Consider the following 18682-nt stretch of genomic DNA (forward strand, 5'->3'; position numbering starts at 1 on the left):
AACTTCCTCCTTATACATCCCGGCTGAACGAGCGCGTCTCGAGCGCCTGTTGACCGTACGTGAAATCATCTGCCTCTGGCATGAGCATGTCCAAATGCCATTCGATATACCGGAGCGACTGTTCGAGCAGGACGGCGTTCAATTCATTCTGCCGTTTCAGCTCGAAGAGAACCGGTCGTAACGCTTCCTTCTCTTCATCGTCCAAAACGAGCGTTCCTTGAAGTCGTTCCGCTTCTTTTTGTTTGATTTGTCGGACGAGCGTCGCCTCTTCCTTGACGAGCGCGCTGAAAGCAGGCATGTCGCCGTTGACGAGCAGCCGTTCTTTGTCATAAGCCAGTTCGAGCAAGCGTGTATGTAATGTGAGCATAAGTCTCTCCTTTGTCCAAAAAAAGAGCCGACTAAAGAAAGGGTGTCCCTTGTTTAGTCAGCTTCCGTGCCATCTTATTTATGCGAAGGTCTCCCTCGGACCCCGCTTTCATTCATCCTTGTAGAAAGCGTTTGGCGATGTCGCGCGCGTCCCGTGAATACGTCCCGGCGTTAATCTCTGCCTTCAAGGCGTTGATTTTCTCCAGGCGCTCCGGGTGTTTCACCGGTTCTTCAAACCGGGCGCGGGCTTCGGCCGATATCGATAGCTGGTCCGTTTGGCGTGTCAGCTCGGGCTTCGTCTCAGGTTGCGTTTTCTTCTCATAAGTGTTCGGTAAGTGTACCCACTTTGCAGAATCGATGCGCATGCGTGTCCCCCCTCTTCTCAGTTGTTAATCCAAACGATAAGCGCGAACGCTCTGTTTCGTGACGCTGGTTTGTAGCCCTTTCAGTTCTTGCTGCATGTCGCTCTGACAGCCCGCGCATACCTTTCCTTGGTTCGTCGGATTGCCGCAACGCACGCAGGCGATGTTCAGTGACGGGTTGTCCTTGATGATCAGGCGTCCTTCATGGATATATCGCGTGATATCAAGTTCGGAGACGCCTGTCGCTTCGACGAGGGCTCCAATTGTCGTCTGTTTGTTGGCGGGTTCGCGGATGAAGTCCCGGACTTTCAAGAAGTTTTGGAAATCGACTTCCGCGCAGGATGGGCAGTATGGCGAGCGGCTTTGTTTCATGAACAGCCGTCCGCACGTTTGACAAGTTGTTGCTTCCACAGTCATTCACCTCTGCCCTTTATATCGGACGCATTTTTGATTTGTTTAGCGTCCGGAACAGGCAAACGGCAGAAACTTGTTCCGCCCCGGCCCGGCGCAAGGTGAGCGCCGCCTGATGGAGCGTCGTCCCCGTCGTATAGACGTCGTCGACGAGGACAATTTTGCCACGGCGCGGCAACTGCTGTACAGCGAACGGATTCGTACGGTGCCGCCTTTCTTCTTTCCCAAGTTCACGCTGACTCGAAACCTCGGATTTGACGAGCACCTGCTCCGTCGGTCCGATCATCCTTGCGAGCAGCTCCGCCTGATTGAAACGCCGCGTCCGTAACCGCTCCTCACTGAGCGGGATCGGGACGTAGACGACACCCGGTTCCCGCACCGCGCGTAATACGTCGCGCAGTTGGTGCGCCAAGACGACGTCGCCGCCGAACTTATAACGATGGAGCCAATTCGCGCCCGCCTCGTCATAGGCGTAGAGCGAACGGACGGTCAAGTCGAGGTCAAGGGCGAGCCAACGGACGCAATCGCCGCACGTCGCTCCGTCCTCGGTCGGATGCCCGCAGCGCGGACAACCCGCGACGAGCGGTGTCAACATCTTCTCACAGTCTGGACAGGCCCAATCCCGCTTCAACAGCGTCGCCGGGCTCCACGGGACGGTGAACGGTTTTCGGCAGACGAGGCAGTTCATCGCCGGTTCGCCTCCTCAATCTCACGGATGGCTTTGTCTTGGCGAAACGTGCGCTCGTCGTAAAAAAAGACGACGTCGCCGGTCGGTGCGGTCGGTTTGCGCCCGGCCCGGCCAGCCATCTGAATGAGGGCGCGCGACGAGAACAAGGCGTGACTGCTGTCGAGGACGGCGACGTGAACCCCGGTGACGGTCATGCCCCGCTCCCAAATCGATGTCGCGAGCACGATTCCGTTCGTCGATTCGAGCCACTCGAGCACGTCGGTCCGCTCATCCGTATCGGCCGAGACGGCCTGGTAGGCGAACCCGTTCGCCGCGAGCAGTTCCCCGTAACGGACGAGGTCCGGTTTCGTCGGGACGAACAACAGACGCGGTGCCGCCTCGTACCGGCGACAGAAGTCGAGGATGGCGGATTCCTTCTCACGGATGAGCCGGGGCACGGGCAAGTCATGGCCGTGATAGCGCCGGGACAGATGCACCGTCGGGAACTGACGCTGCCAGACGGTCGGCGTCGCCGTCACGAATAAAAACAATCCTTTCCCGGCCCGGCGGAGCGTCCACCAGAGCGCGAGGTCGAAGGCGAACGGGAAGGCGTCGGACTCGTCGACGAGCACAAAATCGAACACATGTCGGAGGTTCACGAGCAGCGGCGCCGTCGCGACGGTGATCATGCCGATTGTGTCCTTGTCCCCACCGCCGTAGCGCCGGGTGATCGGGACGGTGAAGGCGGCCTCAAGCCGATCGGCCCACTCGATGGCGACGTCACGGCGCGGTGAGACGATGAGGACGCGCTTCCCGTCATTGACGGCACGCGCGATGACAGGGAACGTCATCTCTGTCTTCCCCGCCCCGCAGACGGCATGGACGAGCCCGCTCGTCTTCGTCTCCCACCAAGTGAGAAGCTGTGCGCTCACGCGCTGTTGGTCCGCACCCAATTGGAACGGCATGACGAGGTCAGTCGGCTCGACCGACGTCGTCACCTCCGCTTCGGCAAGACGATCGCACTGACAGACGCGACCGAGGTGGAGGCAGTTGCGGCAATAGCGGCACGGTCCGTGATGGCACATATAAGCACGCGTGTCCGTGCTCAGACAGCGCTGGCAGACGCCGAAGCGGATGGCGGGAGTTCCTTCGGGTGTCACGATGAGTTGACCCATAACATCAATCCTTTTTCTATACACGCTAGCAGACGAACATCACGTCCACACGTCACGTTCGTCGATGGAACGTGGACGGTTAACGGCAAGACACCCTCTCATTTCAGGCTGTAGACGGAGGTGAACGAGCAGACAATCGACTATACTCCAAGTAGACCAATTACTGGAAATGAGGAAACAGTCATGTTCAAACGACCCATCCACAATATCTTGACCGGTTTAGGCATGCTCGGCGTCCTGCTGGCTGGTCTCTGGCTTTCCTACGAGGTGCTCGGGAGCGACAAAGCGAAACAGCGGGCCATCACCGCGGCGGAGGCTTACGTCGCGACGACGTATCCCGCGCTCACGCTCGACGTGTCGGACACGCAATACATGTTCCCGTACGGTTCGAGCTATGCCGTCACGTTCACATCGCCCACGAGCGTCGACACGACGTTTGCGGTCCTCGTCACGAAATCCGGCGACGTCATCCATGATGAGTATGAGGACGTCATCAGTGGCGAACAGACGTATCAACGATTGAACGACGCCTACTTCGAACTGACGGACCGTCTGTTCACGTCGGGGCGTTTCCCGTTCGCGGTCACATATGGGCATGGCCACATCCCTCAGGAAGACGATCAGACGAGCCCCCCAGGTGTCCGGCTCGCAGACCTTCAGCTCGATGAGACGCTCGACGTGTCCCGCTATGCGGCCGAGTATGGCCACATCCACCTCGATTTGCCGGACGGGCCGTTCTCGCCTGAGGCGATGGCCGACTCGTTGACGGCGACGAAGCGCTTCTTCGACACCGAAGACGTCCCGTTTCATTCCATCAGCCTCAGCCTCCTCGACTACGAGACGGTCTACTTCGTCCGCAGCATCCTGTACGAGGAGATCTCGTCACCGCGTCTTGCAGAGATTATCCGGGACCGCACATCCACTGACTGACAAAAGGTTCAACCGACGGCCATCGGTTGAACCTTTTCGTCGTCCATCATGAGCAGACAAAAAAACAGGCACGCCATTTCTGGCGCACCTGTGTTTATGATTCGTCCGTGTCTTCCGACGCCGTCTCACGCAAGGCGAGTCGCACCCGCTCCACGTGATTCTCCGTCATCTCGATGACGGTCAAGACGTAACGGTCGAACTCGAGCGTGTCACCGACCTCGTGCGTCTCGCGGTGGACCTGGAGCCAACCGCCGAGCGTATCGATGCCTTCTGAACGTTCGAACGTGATGCCGAACCGTTCCTCGAGTTCTTCAAGCAAGACGCGCGTATCGATTTCATACGTCGTGTCGTCAACCGTATGAATCGGGTCGACCTCGTCCTCGTCGAACTCGTCACGGATTTCTCCGACGATTTCTTCAAGCAAGTCTTCGAGCGTGATGAGACCGGCCGTCCCGCCGTATTCGTCCAAGACGATGGCGATGTGGGTCCGAGCCTCACGCATCTGTTTCAATGTATCTTCCAAAGGCGTCATTTCATGCACGACCGGAAGCTCTTTCACATAAGTGGAGAGATTGATGGACGGGCTGACCGCGAGTCCCATCAATACCTCTTTGACGTTGATGTAGCCGATCAAGTTATCCTTGTCGCCGTCCTCAGTGATCGGATAACGGGTATATTGACTGTCCGCGAACGTCTCGAGCACTTCGGCCCGCGTCGCTTCAATATCAATCGCCTCGACTTTCGTCCGGGGCACCATCACGTCTTTCGTGACGTGCTGGTCGAACGAGAAGATGTTTTGCATCATCGCGAGTTCCGTCTGGTTGATTTCACCGCTTTGGAAACTTTGCGCCATGATGATCTTCAACTCTTCTTCCGAGTGCGCTTGCTCATGTCCGGCCGGTTTGACGCCGAACAATCCGAGCAACATCCGTGCCGATCCGTTCAATAACCAGATGAACGGGAACATGATCCGTCCGAACCAGAACAACGGTCGGGCGAAGATGAGCGTCATCCGTTCCGCATATTGAATCGCGAGCGTCTTCGGTGCGAGTTCCCCGATGACGACGTGCAAGAACGTCACGATCGCGAACGCGACGGCGAACGAGATAATCGATGCGAGCGACGCCGGGATGTCGAACTCGTTAAAGAGCGGGGTAAGCAATCGCACGACCGACGGTTCCCCGAGGAAACCGAGTCCGAGCGCCGTCACCGTGATACCGAGCTGACACGCCGACAAGTAATAGTCGAGGTCAGATGCGACCTTTTTCGCGAGAATCGCCGACTTGTTCCCTTCCGCCACCAATTGATCGAGTCGTGACATCCGCACTTTGACGACCGCGAACTCCGATCCGACAAAAAATGCAGTGAGCGCGATCAATAACGCCACCAACAACAACAATACCCAAATCGGGCCTTCCACTTCTCCGCCACCGCCACCGGCAGCCATTACGTGTGTAGAGTAGATCCTGTCCACATGTTCCTCGAGAGACTCGAGGGTCACCTCCATATAAATAATTTACAAGGTCACACGACTGTGTCCTTGCCTAATGAATAACCTACCATGAGAGCCCGCCTCTCGGCAACTAAAAGGAGGCGCTCACATGGAACGCCTCCGAACACTCAGTTTTGTTTATAGAACATGATCGCCTCATACGCCCGGAGCGACAGCGTCGTCCCGTCGAGTTGCGGCACATCATAGTTATGACTGACGACGTCGGCATGCGTGAAACCGGCCGGAATCTCATATGTCGTCTCCGGTCCATAGAAGTTCGCGACGACGAGCACTTCCTCGTGTTCCGTCTTGCGCGTGTATGCCCAGACGTCGAGCGCGTCCGGCGTCAGAATCGTATAGTCCCCGTCCGTCAAGACATCGAGCTCTTTGCGGAGCGAGATCAAGTTCTTGTAGTGGTAGAACACCGAGTTCGGGTCATCGAGTGCCGTCTCGACGTTCACATCCGCATAGTTCGGCGCCACGTTAATCCACGGTGTCCCGCTCGTGAATCCGGCGTGCGGCGTCGCGTCCCACTGCATCGGCGTCCGCGAGTTGTCACGCGACTTTTGTTTGATGGCGGCCATCATGTCCTCGTGCGACACGCCCTGTTCGCGCTTCAACTTATACACGTTGAGCGTCTCGATGTCGCGATACTCGTCGAGCGAGTCGAAGCCCGGGTTCGTCATCCCGATCTCCTCGCCTTGATAGATGTACGGCGTCCCTTGCAGGCCGTGGAGCACCGTCGCGAGCATCTTCGCGCTCTCGACGCGGTGGTCGGTGTCGTTGCCAAAGCGGCTGACGACGCGCGGCTGGTCGTGGTTGCACCAGAAGATGGCGTTCCAGCCCTTGCCGTGCATTCCTTCCTGCCACGTCGACATGATGTCTTTCAGTTGCACGAAGTCGAACGGTGCGGCGACGAACTTCTCGCCGTTCGGATAATCGACTTTCAAATGATGGAAGCTGAACGTCATACTGAGCTCGCGCTCGTCCGGACTCGAGTAACGGACGCAATGCTCGAGCGTCGTCGACGACATCTCGCCGACCGTGATGACGTCGTGCCCGTCGAATACTTCGCGGTTCATCTCTTTCAAATATTCGTGGATGCGCGGCCCGTCCGTATAGAACTTGCGGCCGTCCGAATCGTCTTCTGGGAAGTCCTGCTGCTTCGAGATCAAGTTGATGACGTCGAGGCGGAACCCTTTGATGCCTTTGTCGCGCCAGAAGCGCATCATCTCATAGACGTCCTCACGCATCTGCTCGTTCTCCCAGTTCAAATCGGCTTGGGTCACATCGAACAAGTGGAGGTAATACTGGCCGCTCGCCTCGTCATATTTCCAGGCGTTGCCGCCGAACTTCGACTCCCAGTTCGTCGGTTCGTCGCGCCAGATGTAGTAGTCGCGATACCGTTCGTCACCGGCGAGCGACTTCTGGAACCATTCATGCTCGGTCGAGGAGTGATTGACGACGATGTCCATCATGAGCCCGATGCCGCGTGCCTCGGCCTCGCGGACAAGCTCGTCGAGGTCGTCCATCGTCCCGTATGACGAGTCAATCGCGTAATAATCGCTGACGTCATAGCCGTTGTCATTTTGCGGCGACTTGTACACCGGGGTCATCCAAATGTATTCGATGCCAAGCTCGGCCAAGTAATCGAGCTTCGCCGTCACCCCTTTGATGGAGCCGGTGGCATTGCCTTCCGGGCTATAGAAGCTTTTCGGATAAATTTGATAGACGACAGATTTGCGCCAGTTTGGTTGTGTCATAGATGTAGTCTCCTTTTGTAAGAGTTTTCATTTGTACAGGAAAAGGGGAAGAACCTCCGTCCCTCCCCTTGTCAGTGATCTTCTTATGCAACTTTGTTTTGTTCGATTTCACCCTTCTTCATGTAACGTTTCGACAGCGCGAGCGTCAACACGAACGGAATGACGAGGGCGATGACCATTCCGACGATGAAGATGAGAATCTTATCGGTGAAGATTGACAGGAATCCAGGAAGACCCCCGACCCCGACAGCGAACGCCTGGACGTCGTTCAACGTGATAAACACCGCCGCGACGGCCGACCCGATCATCGCCGAGTAGAATGGGAACTTGTTCGGCAAGTTCACCCCGAACATGGCCGGCTCGGTAATTCCGAAGAAGGCCGAGATCGATGACGTCGACGCCATGCTCTTTTGTTTGGCGTCATGTTTGAACACGAGGAACATCGCGAGTGCGGCTGCACCTTGGGCAATGTTCGACAAAGCGAGCATCGGCCAGAGGAACGTCCCGTTCGTCTCCGCGATGAGCTGCAAGTCGATGGCGAGGAACAAGTGGTGCATCCCGGTGACGACGAGCGGTGCGTAGAGCAAACCGAACAGGAGTGCCCCGACGACCGGTACCGCTTCGAACACGTTGACAATTCCCGTCGCAATCACGTTACCGAGGCCGCGTGTGAGCGGTCCGACGATTGAGAGGGCGAGGAAACCGGTGATGACGATTGTCGTGATCGGCACAACGAGCAATTGAATTGCGTTCGGTACATGTTTCTTCAAGAAGATTTCAATGTGGCTCAAAATGAAAGCCGCGGCCAAAATCGGAAGAATCTGACCTTGGTAGCCGACTTTCTCGATTTCGAACAGGCCGAGGATGTTGAACGTCGGAACTTCGCCTTCAAGCGCCGCTTGTCCGTAGCCCCATGCGTTCAAGAGGTCCGGGTGGACGAGCAAGAGACCCATGACAATCCCGAGCACTTCGCTGCCGCCGAACCGTTTCGTCGCCGACCAACCGACAAGGGCCGGGAGGAAGACGAACGCCGTGTTCGCCATCATGTTGACGAGGTCCCATAGCCCTTGCAGGTTCGGATACTCCTCAATCAGCGTCGCGCCTTCGACGAACAGTCCTTCTGAGGCGAGCAAGTTGTTAATCCCCATCAAGAGACCGGCGACGATGATGGCCGGGATGATCGGCATGAACACGTCCGAGAACACTTTGACGAGTTTCTGGAGCGGGTTCATCTTCTTGCCGCCGGACGATTTGACCTCGGCGACCGTCGCTGCTTCAAGCCCGGCGAGTTTGATGAACTCGGCGTAGACGCGCTCGACGTCACCGGCTCCGATGACGACCTGGTACACACCCGAGTTTTCGAATGCCCCTTTGACGAGATCGGCTTCTTTCACTTTCGCTTCATTGACGAGCGACTGGTCTTTCAACGAAAGACGGAGACGCGTGACACAGTGTGCCGCTTTGTCGACGTTATCCTTGCCCCCGATGGCTTCAAGGATATCCGCGGCGATTTGACGATAATCTGCCTTCATATTGTAGGCCTCCTTTGTTTGAAAGCGTTTGTTGAAAACGGTTACTTATGAGTACAAACAAAGTTTAACTTATATAGATAAGTCATGTCAACAACTTATCTATATAAGTTAGGTGTGACAACTGTGTGACAGGCGTTCAGTATTTTTGTTCCCTCTTGCCTTGATTCAAAACGAAAAAAAGACTCCTTTCGAAAAAGGAGCCTTAACGACGCGCCACATCGCTGAACTGAAACTTGTCGAGTCGGTGGCGGGACTCGGTATATTCGAACTGTCTGCCCTCATAGAGGAACGTGTCGTTCGTGATGACGATGACATATTCATAATCGTGCAGATCGAGCCGCAACCGGTCGAGCTCGGTCACGTCCTCGGCCGCGATCTTCCGTTTGGCGTAACTGATTTGCATCCCGAGCTCGTGCTCGACATAGGCGTAAATCGATTGCGCAGCGATTTCTTCCGTCAGGCCGGGTACGAGGTCTTTGACGAAATAGTTCACATCCAAGATGACGTTCTCGCCATCGAAGTTGCGGACCCGCTCAATCCGATACATCCGTGTCCCCGGCGCCAAGTTCATCCGGTCGGCGAGCCACGCCGGCGCCTCGATGTCCTCGAATGAGGCGACCGATGTCTGAATCGAGCGACCGAGCATGCTGGCATACACTTCCGAGAAACTGACGATGCCGTTGAACTGGAACTCGATCTGATCGCGCCGCAGCACGAACACGCCTTTCCCGTGATGCTTCCGGACATAGCCGTGCTCTTGGAGCAAATCGAGCGCCTTTCGGACCGTTCCTCGGCTCGCGTCATACTCGTGCATGAGCTCGGTCTCGGACGGCAGTTTCGACTCCGCTGCATATTCGCCCGTCTTCATCCGCTCGGCGAGGCGCTCATAGATTTGACGATATTTGGCCACAGGCTCACTCCTCTCTATCGAAAAAGACGACCGGATGGCCGTCTTTTGTTTACCATTCGCGGCGATACCACGTGATGCCGATCGCGCCTGGTCCGAGGTGTGTCCCGATGACCGGTCCGAAATGACCGCCCGTGACATGCGCCTGCGGAAACTTCTGTTTCATCGAGGCGATTTCCTCGGCCTGACGTTCCGGGCAGTTGGCGTGGATGATGCCGATACAGTAGCCTGTCCCGTCGCCTTGAATCGACTGTTCCATCATCTCTTCGATGCGACGGACCGCCTTCTTGTACGTCCGAATCTTCTCGAACGGTACAATCATGCGGTCTTGGAAATGGAGCACCGGTTTGATTTGAAGGAACGACCCGACGAGCGCTTGCGCCGCGCTGAGTCGACCGCCCCGTTGGAGGTGGTCGAGGTCATCGACGACGAAGTACGCCCGAATCAACTCGCGCATCTTTTCAAGGTGGGCCATGATTTCTTGCGCCGACGCGCCTGCATCGCGCAAATGAATCGCTTCCTCGACGAGGAACGCTTGAGGCATACATGAGATCTCCGAATCGAATGCGTGAACGTTGACGTCGACCATGTCGTTCAAGGCGATCATCGATTGATACGTCCCACTGATGCCGCTCGAGAGCGTGATCGCGATCACGTCCGTCACCTCGTTCGGGAGGCGCTCAATCAGTTCAATCGTTTCACCGATGCTCGGCTGGGACGTCGTCGGCAAGTTCCCTGCCTCGATCCGGTCATAAAAAGCCTCGGTCGTGATATCGACGGCTTCGCGGAACGACTTCCCGTCAAAAATCACGCTGAGCGGTGCGACGTGGACGTCGTGGCGCTCACAAAATTCGGCCGGCAAATAGGCGGTACTGTCGGTCAAAATGGCTATGTTTCCCATGCTATATCCTCACTTTACATCGTTTCATTTTCCAATTGAATGTGGATTCCATTCCATATTGTAGCATAAAAACGATGTATTGCATCGGTCGAGGTCAAATCTCAACCCATCCGCGACGGATGGCATCGACAACGGCTTGGGTCCGGTCGTTCACTTCCATCTTGCGGAGCACTGACGAGACGTGGTTCTTGACCGTCTTCTCGCTGATGAACAACATGTCGCTGATGTCGCGGTTCGAGCGGCCCTCAGCGAGCAAGTGGAGCACTTCGACTTCACGGCGTGAGAGCAATTGGTAGACGGGATCGTCGGTACGGCTCTCGACGTTGCGGCCGGCCTGTTCGCCTTTGAATTGGAGCAAGCGACGGTACTCTTTCAAGACGTTCGTCGTCACTTTCGGGTGCAAGTACGCCCCGTCCTTCGCAACCGAGCGCACGGCCGAGATCAGCTCGGTCGATGCGACTTCTTTGAGCAAGAACCCAGATGCCCCGGCTTCGAGTGCATGCGTGATGTACGACTCATCGTCGTGGATCGACAAGATGAGGACGCGCGTCTCTGGTGAGAGCACGGACAACTGCTTCGTCGCCTCAATCCCGTTCAATTCAGGCATGTTGATGTCGAGAATCAAGATTTCCGGCTTGTGGTCCGCGGCGATGCGAATCGCCTCGATCCCGGTGCGCCCTTCGGCGACGACCGTGAACTCGTCCTCTAAATCAAAAATCCGTTTCAAGCCTTCTCGAAACAGCTCATGGTCATCCACAATCGCGATGCGTGTTTGTAATTGTTCCATCTGGATACTCCCCCTTGTTCTTGTCTTACGTGATCGGAATCGACATGCGGACGACCGTCCCTTTGCCGACTTCCGAATCAATGGTCATGCTTCCGTTCACCAACTCGATCCGTTCTCGCATCCCAACGATCCCGAATGACTCTTCGCCAATCGAACTCGGCACGAATCCAACCCCATGGTCGCGTACATGAATATGTATCGCATCATGCGCTTGCTCGACGTTGACGATAATCTCCGCCGTCTTCGAATGTTTGATCGCGTTTTGGACGGCCTCTTGGACGAGTCGGAACACGTTAATCTCCAATTTTTCGGGAAGGCGGGCCCGTGATCCCCGGTAGTTGAGCCGGGTCTTGATGGCCGTATATTCCTCGGTCTGATGGAGATAGCGTTCGAGCGTCGGCAAGAAACCGAGGTCGTCAAGCGACATCGGACGAAGGTCGTAGATGAGACGCCGGACGTCGACGAGCGCGCCGCGGATGAGGCGTTTCAGCTCGTGCAGTTCGGCGAACGCCTCGTCTTTCCCCCGCTTGTCGAACGTCTTCTCAATCAAATCGGCCCGAATCAAGATGTGAGCAAGCGATTGCGCTGGTCCATCGTGCATCTCACGGGCGAGGTGGCGCCGTTCACGTTCGGCCGCCTCAAAGACGCTGATTGCCATCTCTTGCTTCTTCATCATGTCCGAGTACTCTTGCTGTAGGTCATCCCGCAGGAAGTTCAATACGACAGAGACGCGGCTGACGAGTCTGTCGGCCCGCTCAATCGTGTCCTCGAGGATGAGCAGGCGGCGTTCAAGGTCGTTGCGACGCTGTTGGCCGGCCATCTCTTCTTTTTGGATGAGAAAACGCTCGAGCTGCATTTGGTTGGCGCGTTCGTACGCCTCCCGAATCTCTTGCTCGCTATGTATATGAAACTTCTTGCTCACTTGGACGAGTTTGTTCTTCGCCGCTTTCACGAGCAGGTCGAGCCGTTCCGACTCCTCGATATAAAACTCAATCTTTTGCGTCAACTCTTTCAGTTCGTTCTGAATCAACGAATACTCGTTGGCCGAACTCTCGGTAATCCGGACGATCTCCTCTTTACTTTCCGTCACCGTATCAATCATATTTGTTATGATATGTTCTAAAGCTGTACGATCAGTAATATGATTCACGATGCCATCCCCTAATAATTCGGTAGTAAGTCCTCATCTATTCCTATTATCGTCTGCGGAACGTTCGTTTCCAGTAAAACTTGGAGGCTCTCCTTCCATTTCGCCGCAACTGGCGTTGACGCCTACTTGAATTTTAAAAAAAATATTCAAAAATAGAAAGGAGAATTTTCAGAAATGTCTACTGAACCGAATTATACTATAAAACAAGACGGAGAATACGAGGTCGTCATTCAAAAGTCGAAATTTATCGCCCACTTCAAACGGGTCACGTCCGAGGACGAGGCGCAGGCGTTCATCCAAGCCATCAAGAAGGCGCACTGGAACGCCAACCATAATTGTTCCGCCTATATCATCGGCGAACGGAACGAGTTCCAAAAAGCGAACGATGACGGCGAGCCGAGCGGGACGGCCGGGTTGCCGATGCTCGAGGTGTTGCGCAAACGCGACTTGAAGGACACGGTCGTCGTCGTCACCCGCTACTTCGGCGGCATCAAACTCGGTGGCGGCGGTCTCATCCGTGCCTACGGCGGCACGGTGAGCGAAGGGCTCGACGCGGTCGGCATCGTCGAACGTATCCCGATGCAACGCTTGACGCTCACGGTCGATTACGGCTGGATCGGCAAAGTCGAGAACGAGCTACGCCAATCGTCATACCTCCTCGACGACATCGTCTACGCGGACACCGTCACGTTCCACATCTCGGTGCCGGTGGAAGAGACCGAGGCCGCCCTCGCCTGGCTCGTCGATTTGACGAACGGCCAAGGAGGACTCGAGACCCAGGACCAACGTATCATCGAACGTGATTTTGTGCGGTAGGTCACGTATACTAAAGGAAACGAATGAAATGAGGAGACGACATGGAACAAGACTCCCGCAAGAAACGTCCCGTGTGGAAAATCGTACTGCTCGTGTTCGGCCTCGTCTTGCTGATCGGCGGGTCGGCCTTCGGCTACTTCGTCTATAAGGCGAACGAGACGGCGGAGAACGCGAACAGCGAACTGACACGCGGGGACAAATCGGATCGCCGTGAAGAGACGGTCGATTTGACGAAAGATCACTTCTCCGTCTTACTCGCCGGCGTCGATGGCGGTGCCTCGCTCGAGGAAGAAGGACGGACCGACTCGCTCATGGTGGCGACGTTCAACAAGGAATCGCGCCAAGTGACGCTCGTCAGCATCCCGCGCGACTCGTACGTCGATATCGTCACGACCGACGGGGAGTTCAAGGACAAAATCAATCACGCCTACGCCTACGGCGGCATCGACACGACGATCGCGACGGTCGAGAAGCTGTTCGACATCCCAATCGACTATTACGCGACGATCAACTTTGATGGCATCGAGGATCTCGTCGATGCGGTCGGCGGCGTCGAGGTCGATGTGCTCGTCCCGATCTCCGGACGGGCGACCGGCAACGTCGAACTCGAACCAGGCGTCCAGACGCTAGACGGCAAGGAAGCGCTCGCCTATGCGCGCATGCGCAAAGATGACCCTGAAGGCGACGTCGGACGGGCGAAGCGTCAACAGCAAGTGCTCGAGGCGATCATCAACGAGGCGACGACGATCAATTCGTTCACGAAGCTAAACCGGATCATGAATGCGGTCGGCGATAACATCCGAACGAACATGTCCCTCTCCGAGGCGTCACAGCTACAGCCGTACACAAAGTCGCTCCGCTCGTTCAATCAAGAGACGCTCGCAGGCGGCGATTTGACGATCGGAGGCGTCTACTATTACGAGCTCGACCCGGCCGACTTGAGTGAGAAGCGTTCACTCTTAAAGACCGAGCTCGGCCTCCCGCTCACGGCGGAAGACAGTGACAACGGGACGGGCGACGGCTTGAATGAAACGGAAGACGGTTTCAGCGAGACGACGACCTACTGACCACAACAAAAGCCCAAGGACACGATGTCCTTGGGCTTTTGTTGATGACTCACGTCTTCGGCCGTCCGAGCAGACGCCTGGACGTCTGGATAATCGGCTTATAGTTTGGGTGAATCAACTCGGTCGACTCGACGATCAGCTCGATGACGATCAGGACGATGACGAACGTGATGATGGCTCCGAGCATCGTCGTCTTCGCGAACAGAATCGAGGCGATGCCGAAAAAGAACGTCATCCCGTACATGAGCAGGACGGCTTGCCGCGTCGTGAAGCCCATATCGATCAACTGGTGATGCATATGCGACTTATCAGGCGACATCGGCGGACGCCCTTGCACGAGCCGACGGACGATCGCAAAAATCGTGTCCGAGATCGGCAGACCGAGCAAGAGGACCGGGACGACGAGCGAGAACAGCGTCACGTTCTTGAATCCGATCAAGGAGAAGACGGCGAGCATATAGCCGAGGAAGAGCGCCCCGGTGTCGCCCATGAATATCTTCGCTGGATAGAAGTTATGGACGAGAAAGCCGAGCGTGCTCGCCAGGAGCAACAGCGCCATCATCGTCAAATAAACGTTCCCTTGGATGATTGCGAGCAGCGCGATCGTTCCGAGGGCAATGCTCGAGACCCCTGCGGCGAGACCGTCGAGACCATCGATCAAGTTGATGGCGTTCGTGATCCCGATCAGCCAGAGCACCGTCACCGGGATGCTCCACGAACCGAGATACAGCTGTTGGTCGAACGGCAGGTTAATCAATTCGATGCGCATGCCTGAATTCAAGACAATGACCGTCGCGATCATCTGACCCATCAGTTTGACACGGGCCGTCAGTTGGAAGCGATCATCGATCAAGCCGGTCAACAAGATGACGACCGCCCCGATCAAGATGGCATCGTTATAACGGCTCGTCGGCAATAGGAGCGCATAGCCGATAAAGAAAGCGATGAAGATGGCGAGGCCTCCGATCCGTGGCATCGTCCGTAAATGTACTTTTCGGGCGTTCGGGTGATCGACCGCTCCGATCAGAAAAGCAAACCGGCGAACGAGCGGCGTGATCAAGATGGCCATCACAAAACTGACCAACATGGCAATCCATAGCATGGGCCAACGTTCCTCTCTCATAAAAAAATAGACTCTGGCGAATTATAGCATATTTCCCGTGAGGCGAGACGTATCAGAAATGTTACAACAAAAAATCCCGACGAGTGAATCTCGTCGGGTCTGGTCAGGCGTGGGCCGGGTGCGTCGTCACGTCATCCGTGGCTTCGTATGTATATAACCCGCGTCCTACTTTTTTGATGTCAGGATTGACGGACTCGATTTTCACCATTAACTGGTAAATATTGCTAATGTGGTGACGATAACGCAACTCGAGCTCCATTTGAATGTCCCGCACGCTCATCGTCTTCCGTTCCTTCAACAGGTCTGTTACCTGATGGACATAGACCTCGAGCGGATAACGTTGATTGACGCGACGTGGGCGCATTCGTTTTGACGGATCGAGTAGCGATTCTTCTTCCCGCTTGTTCCGGTTCAGTTCCGAAATCAAATACTCGGCCCGGCGTTGCAGCTGGCGATACGACTCTTCGATCTCCATCAGTTCCCGATAAATATTTTCATTCACGTTTGTAGATTCCATGCACAAATCCTCCTCTACACCTAATTGATGTTCCCCATCACCCAAATTCATCAATTATTACCAGTTATTACTTGTTCCCATATAAAAGTGTAACGGTTTTGTAATGTACTTGTCATCTATTTTTAGGCATTTCTATCTATTTTAGGTCTTTTGGACCAACACAAAAAGATGACGACTGTTCGGGGCAGTCGTCATCTCACGGAAGATGATCGTAGTCTTTACGCGCCGACGCGTTCGAGGATGCGTGCGAGCGAGAGTTCATCGGTCGAAGAAACGATGAGGTCTGCATGACCGAGCATCGACTCTTCCCCGACGGCGACAGCAAACATGTTTGCCGCTTTGATTGCAGTTACGCCTGCAGCTGCGTCTTCAACGCCGATGGCATGTTCGGGTTTCACGCCAAGGGCAGAGGCAGCCTTCAAAAACACTTCGGGATGTGGTTTTGATTCGGCGACAGTTGCTGCATCGACAATGTGATCGAAGTAATGACGGACACCAAGTGCGTCTACGACCGCGAATGCGTTTTTAGAAGCCGAAGCCATTCCGATTTTGAGACCAGCCTCTTTAATTTCATCAAGGAATGAAATGATGCCCGGCAACAAGTCGGCTGAAGAGATGTGTTGAATGAGTTCAACGTAATGCTCGTTCTTCTTCTGTGCGAGTTCCGCTTTTTCATCCGGTGTGAAATCGTCCTGTCTTCCACCGAGCGCGAGGATGCGCTCGAGCGAGTCCGTCCGACTCACGCCTTTTAGCGTCTCATTGAACTCGCGGTCAAACGGAATATCGAGCTCTTCTCCAAGTTGTTTCCAAGCAAGGTAATGGTACTCCGCGGTGTCAGTGATGACACCGTCCAAATCAAAAATGACTGCTTCAATCGTCGACATACATGCTTTCCGCCTTTCCTTCTTATGCTTCTGTCGTCAGACTACATTAAGGGAACTTGACAAGTACCCGTTGCACGATTGGTCATTGATGCAAACGGTTGCACTTGTTCGATTTCTATTATAAATGAAAAAGCCATCATCATGCAACCGCTTTCGCAAAAAAATAAAAAAGCAGGAGAAGCAGGTGCTTCTCCCACGACTTATAATTGGATTCCGACGACTTTCACGTTCACTGATAACGGTGTCATGGCAAGCATCGTGTCCATGTCTTGCGTGATGCGTTCTTGCACGGCCGTCACCGTCTTGACGATCGATTGACCGTACGCGATGTAAAGTGACAAGTTGATTGTGACGCCTTCTGACGACTCGTCGACTTTGACGTGCTTCATGAGCGCGCGCTCTGACAATTTCGTATCTTCTTGTGTGAACGACACGTATTTCGTCTCTTTGACCACGACAGCGGCGATCATTTCCACGACGTGGCGTGAGACGTTGACGTCTCCTTCAGTGCTGTGCATTCCATTTTCGTATGGCATGGTGTCACTTCCTTAACTCTAGTTTCGCTTCCCATCTTAAAGTGTAGCGGAAAACCGCCATTTAGAAAAGGGTTTACGATTTCACGTCCTTCATATCTTGGGCACGGCGAACGTCAATCTCGACGAGCGGCTTCAACAGCTTAACGACCGGCGGGCTGATAATCACCAGGACGATTAAGAAGGCGACGCCGAACAAGACGAGCAATTGGAGCCACGACGTCGGCATGAAACCGGCTGGGATGAACGCCTTCCAGGCGACGACGAGGAAGACGTGCACCAAATAGACGTAGAGGCTATACTTCCCGGCCCGGGTGAACACCGGCAGTTCACGCCCTGGAATCGTCAAGGCGAAGCTGATCGCCATAAGAATCGACACCGTGTAGACGATCAAGAAAGCGAACGGCCCGCTCCAAATCGCCTCCGGCACCGCCGACTCATAAGCGAACCGGAATTTGAACAAGTTACCGATATGATAGAACGTACCCTCCTGTTGGAAACTCATCGAGGCGAGCAGCCCGAGCGTGAGCGTCGTGAAGACGGCAAAACCGCCAATCCGGTAACGGTTGCGCTGTTCGGCCCGCTTCGGCAGTTCGAAAAAGTTCAACGTGTTCCGTTCGCTCATCCAGTTCCCGATCAAGAAGAACGGGTAGAACATGATGACTTTTCGCAGCGCGAAGAACCCGGTCGACTCAGCTTGGAAGCCGAACAGGAGCGCGAACAAGAGCGCGAACAGCACGTATCCTTTCAATTGTGTCACGTACGGGGTGATGACGTACCAGATGATAATCGCCATCAAATACCAGAGCGCCCAATACGGCGTCAAGATGTTCAGTGCAGGGTTCTCGAGTGATAAGAGCGGGATGCCCTCGGTGAAGGCGAACCACGAGCCGAGAATCACTTGCCAGATGACGTAGACGACGAACAACTGGATGACGCGCAAATAACGGTTCTCCCGGAAGAAGTAACCGCTCAACATGATGAACAACGGCATGTGGAACGTGTATAAAAATAAATAGACCCATTTCGGCAGGATGTCGTCATACGCGCCGCGTACGTCGGTCAACAAGTGACCGAACACGACGAGCAACACGAGCACGCCTTTAATATTATCGTACCAATGATTTCGCATGTCTTTCCCTCTAGTTCTTTATTAGTTTTCTGATGTTCTCTCTTTTTTGCCTCATCCATCATAGCCGATTTTTTGAGCTGATGAAATTACGATTCCACAAAAAAATGATGACTTCACTGTCATCATTCCCCGGATTTGCCCTCCGCAAGCCGAAACGTCAAGAAATC

General features: G+C 55.0%; 20 protein-coding genes. 3 read left to right on the plus strand and 17 right to left on the minus strand.

Translation table 11 applies throughout. The features are described from left to right. Window positions 1–10 precede the first annotated feature (10 nt). The 5 genes from flgN to KNP72_RS02950 all read right to left on the minus strand — a co-directional run bounded on the left by flgN (window position 11) and on the right by KNP72_RS02950 (window position 2981). Entirely contained in the window at window positions 11–367 is a 357-nt protein-coding gene (gene flgN / locus KNP72_RS02930; RefSeq protein WP_214717862.1) for a flagellar export chaperone FlgN, read from the minus strand. A 112-nt stretch (window positions 368–479) separates the two neighbouring features. Then, window positions 480–731 carry a flagellar biosynthesis anti-sigma factor FlgM gene (locus tag KNP72_RS02935; RefSeq protein WP_021066556.1) on the minus strand — a complete coding sequence of 84 codons (252 nt, stop codon included), beginning with the start codon at window positions 729–731 and terminating at the stop codon, window positions 480–482. A gap of 24 nt (window positions 732–755) precedes the next feature. After that, window positions 756–1100: a flagellar protein gene (locus KNP72_RS02940; RefSeq protein ID WP_214718347.1), complete on the minus strand. Its 345-nt coding sequence runs from the start codon at window positions 1098–1100 to the stop codon at window positions 756–758. Between the two features lie 58 nt (window positions 1101–1158). After that, window positions 1159–1827, minus strand: coding sequence for a ComFC family protein (locus KNP72_RS02945; protein WP_214717864.1), 669 nt, complete (start codon window positions 1825–1827; stop codon window positions 1159–1161). Further along, complete coding sequence (locus KNP72_RS02950; protein WP_214717866.1) at window positions 1824–2981, minus strand: helicase-related protein; 1158 nt, start codon at window positions 2979–2981, stop codon at window positions 1824–1826. Before KNP72_RS02950 ends, KNP72_RS02945 begins: the two co-directional genes overlap by 4 nt. Before the next feature lie 183 nt (window positions 2982–3164). On the opposite strand from KNP72_RS02950, the gene KNP72_RS02955 reads away from it, so the two are divergent. Further along, a complete protein-coding gene (locus KNP72_RS02955; RefSeq protein WP_214717868.1) occupies window positions 3165–3911 on the plus strand; it encodes a hypothetical protein in 747 nt (248 codons plus the stop codon). A gap of 94 nt (window positions 3912–4005) precedes the next feature. Here KNP72_RS02955 and KNP72_RS02960 read toward each other — a convergent pair whose 3' ends face one another. The 7 genes from KNP72_RS02960 to KNP72_RS16005 all read right to left on the minus strand — a co-directional run bounded on the left by KNP72_RS02960 (window position 4006) and on the right by KNP72_RS16005 (window position 12443). After that, window positions 4006–5358: a hemolysin family protein gene (locus KNP72_RS02960; protein ID WP_251128823.1), complete on the minus strand. Its 1353-nt coding sequence runs from the start codon at window positions 5356–5358 to the stop codon at window positions 4006–4008. 173 nt (window positions 5359–5531) lie between these two features. Beyond that, window positions 5532–7166 (minus strand): alpha,alpha-phosphotrehalase, encoded by a 1635-nt coding sequence (gene treC / locus KNP72_RS02965; protein WP_214832060.1) that lies wholly within the window; start codon window positions 7164–7166, stop codon window positions 5532–5534. Between the two features lie 83 nt (window positions 7167–7249). Further along, entirely contained in the window at window positions 7250–8698 is a 1449-nt protein-coding gene (treP, locus tag KNP72_RS02970) for a PTS system trehalose-specific EIIBC component (protein WP_214832061.1), read from the minus strand. A 202-nt stretch (window positions 8699–8900) separates the two neighbouring features. Next, window positions 8901–9566 (minus strand): trehalose operon repressor, encoded by a 666-nt coding sequence (treR, locus tag KNP72_RS02975; protein WP_251128862.1) that lies wholly within the window; start codon window positions 9564–9566, stop codon window positions 8901–8903. A gap of 91 nt (window positions 9567–9657) precedes the next feature. Then, the gene (locus KNP72_RS02980) at window positions 9658–10506 is read right to left on the minus strand and encodes a DegV family protein (protein ID WP_214832063.1); all 849 of its coding nucleotides are present in this window, start codon (window positions 10504–10506) and stop codon (window positions 9658–9660) included. 94 nt (window positions 10507–10600) lie between these two features. Beyond that, window positions 10601–11293, minus strand: a complete 693-nt coding sequence (locus KNP72_RS02985) for a response regulator transcription factor (RefSeq protein WP_021066543.1) — start codon at window positions 11291–11293, stop codon at window positions 10601–10603. Window positions 11294–11318: 25 nt separating this feature from the next. Continuing rightward, window positions 11319–12443 carry a sensor histidine kinase gene (locus KNP72_RS16005; protein WP_214717886.1) on the minus strand — a complete coding sequence of 375 codons (1125 nt, stop codon included), beginning with the start codon at window positions 12441–12443 and terminating at the stop codon, window positions 11319–11321. A gap of 174 nt (window positions 12444–12617) precedes the next feature. Between KNP72_RS16005 and KNP72_RS02995 the strand changes: the two genes are divergently transcribed. Both KNP72_RS02995 and KNP72_RS03000 read left to right on the plus strand, forming a co-directional pair. Beyond that, entirely contained in the window at window positions 12618–13259 is a 642-nt protein-coding gene (locus KNP72_RS02995) for a YigZ family protein (RefSeq protein ID WP_214832064.1), read from the plus strand. A gap of 41 nt (window positions 13260–13300) precedes the next feature. Then, window positions 13301–14326: an LCP family protein gene (locus tag KNP72_RS03000; RefSeq protein WP_214832065.1), complete on the plus strand. Its 1026-nt coding sequence runs from the start codon at window positions 13301–13303 to the stop codon at window positions 14324–14326. Between the two features lie 49 nt (window positions 14327–14375). On the opposite strand, the gene KNP72_RS03005 is transcribed toward KNP72_RS03000, so the two are convergent. From KNP72_RS03005 to KNP72_RS03025, 5 genes are all read right to left on the minus strand, one after another. Next, entirely contained in the window at window positions 14376–15428 is a 1053-nt protein-coding gene (locus KNP72_RS03005) for a glycosyltransferase family 4 protein (protein ID WP_021066539.1), read from the minus strand. 124 nt (window positions 15429–15552) lie between these two features. Continuing rightward, on the minus strand, window positions 15553–15966 hold the full coding sequence (locus KNP72_RS03010; RefSeq protein ID WP_021066538.1) for a Rok-like winged helix domain-containing protein: 414 nt from the start codon (window positions 15964–15966) through the stop codon (window positions 15553–15555). A gap of 218 nt (window positions 15967–16184) precedes the next feature. Then, window positions 16185–16850, minus strand: a complete 666-nt coding sequence (pgmB, locus tag KNP72_RS03015; protein WP_021066537.1) for a beta-phosphoglucomutase — start codon at window positions 16848–16850, stop codon at window positions 16185–16187. 200 nt (window positions 16851–17050) lie between these two features. After that, a complete protein-coding gene (locus tag KNP72_RS03020; RefSeq protein WP_029594988.1) occupies window positions 17051–17386 on the minus strand; it encodes an Asp23/Gls24 family envelope stress response protein in 336 nt (111 codons plus the stop codon). Between the two features lie 73 nt (window positions 17387–17459). Beyond that, complete coding sequence (locus KNP72_RS03025; protein ID WP_214832067.1) at window positions 17460–18515, minus strand: acyltransferase family protein; 1056 nt, start codon at window positions 18513–18515, stop codon at window positions 17460–17462. Window positions 18516–18682 lie beyond the last annotated feature (167 nt).

It is taken from the genome of Exiguobacterium sp. s152, from assembly GCF_018618335.1.
In the GTDB taxonomy this organism is placed as follows: Bacteria; Bacillota; Bacilli; order Exiguobacteriales; family Exiguobacteriaceae; genus Exiguobacterium; species Exiguobacterium chiriqhucha.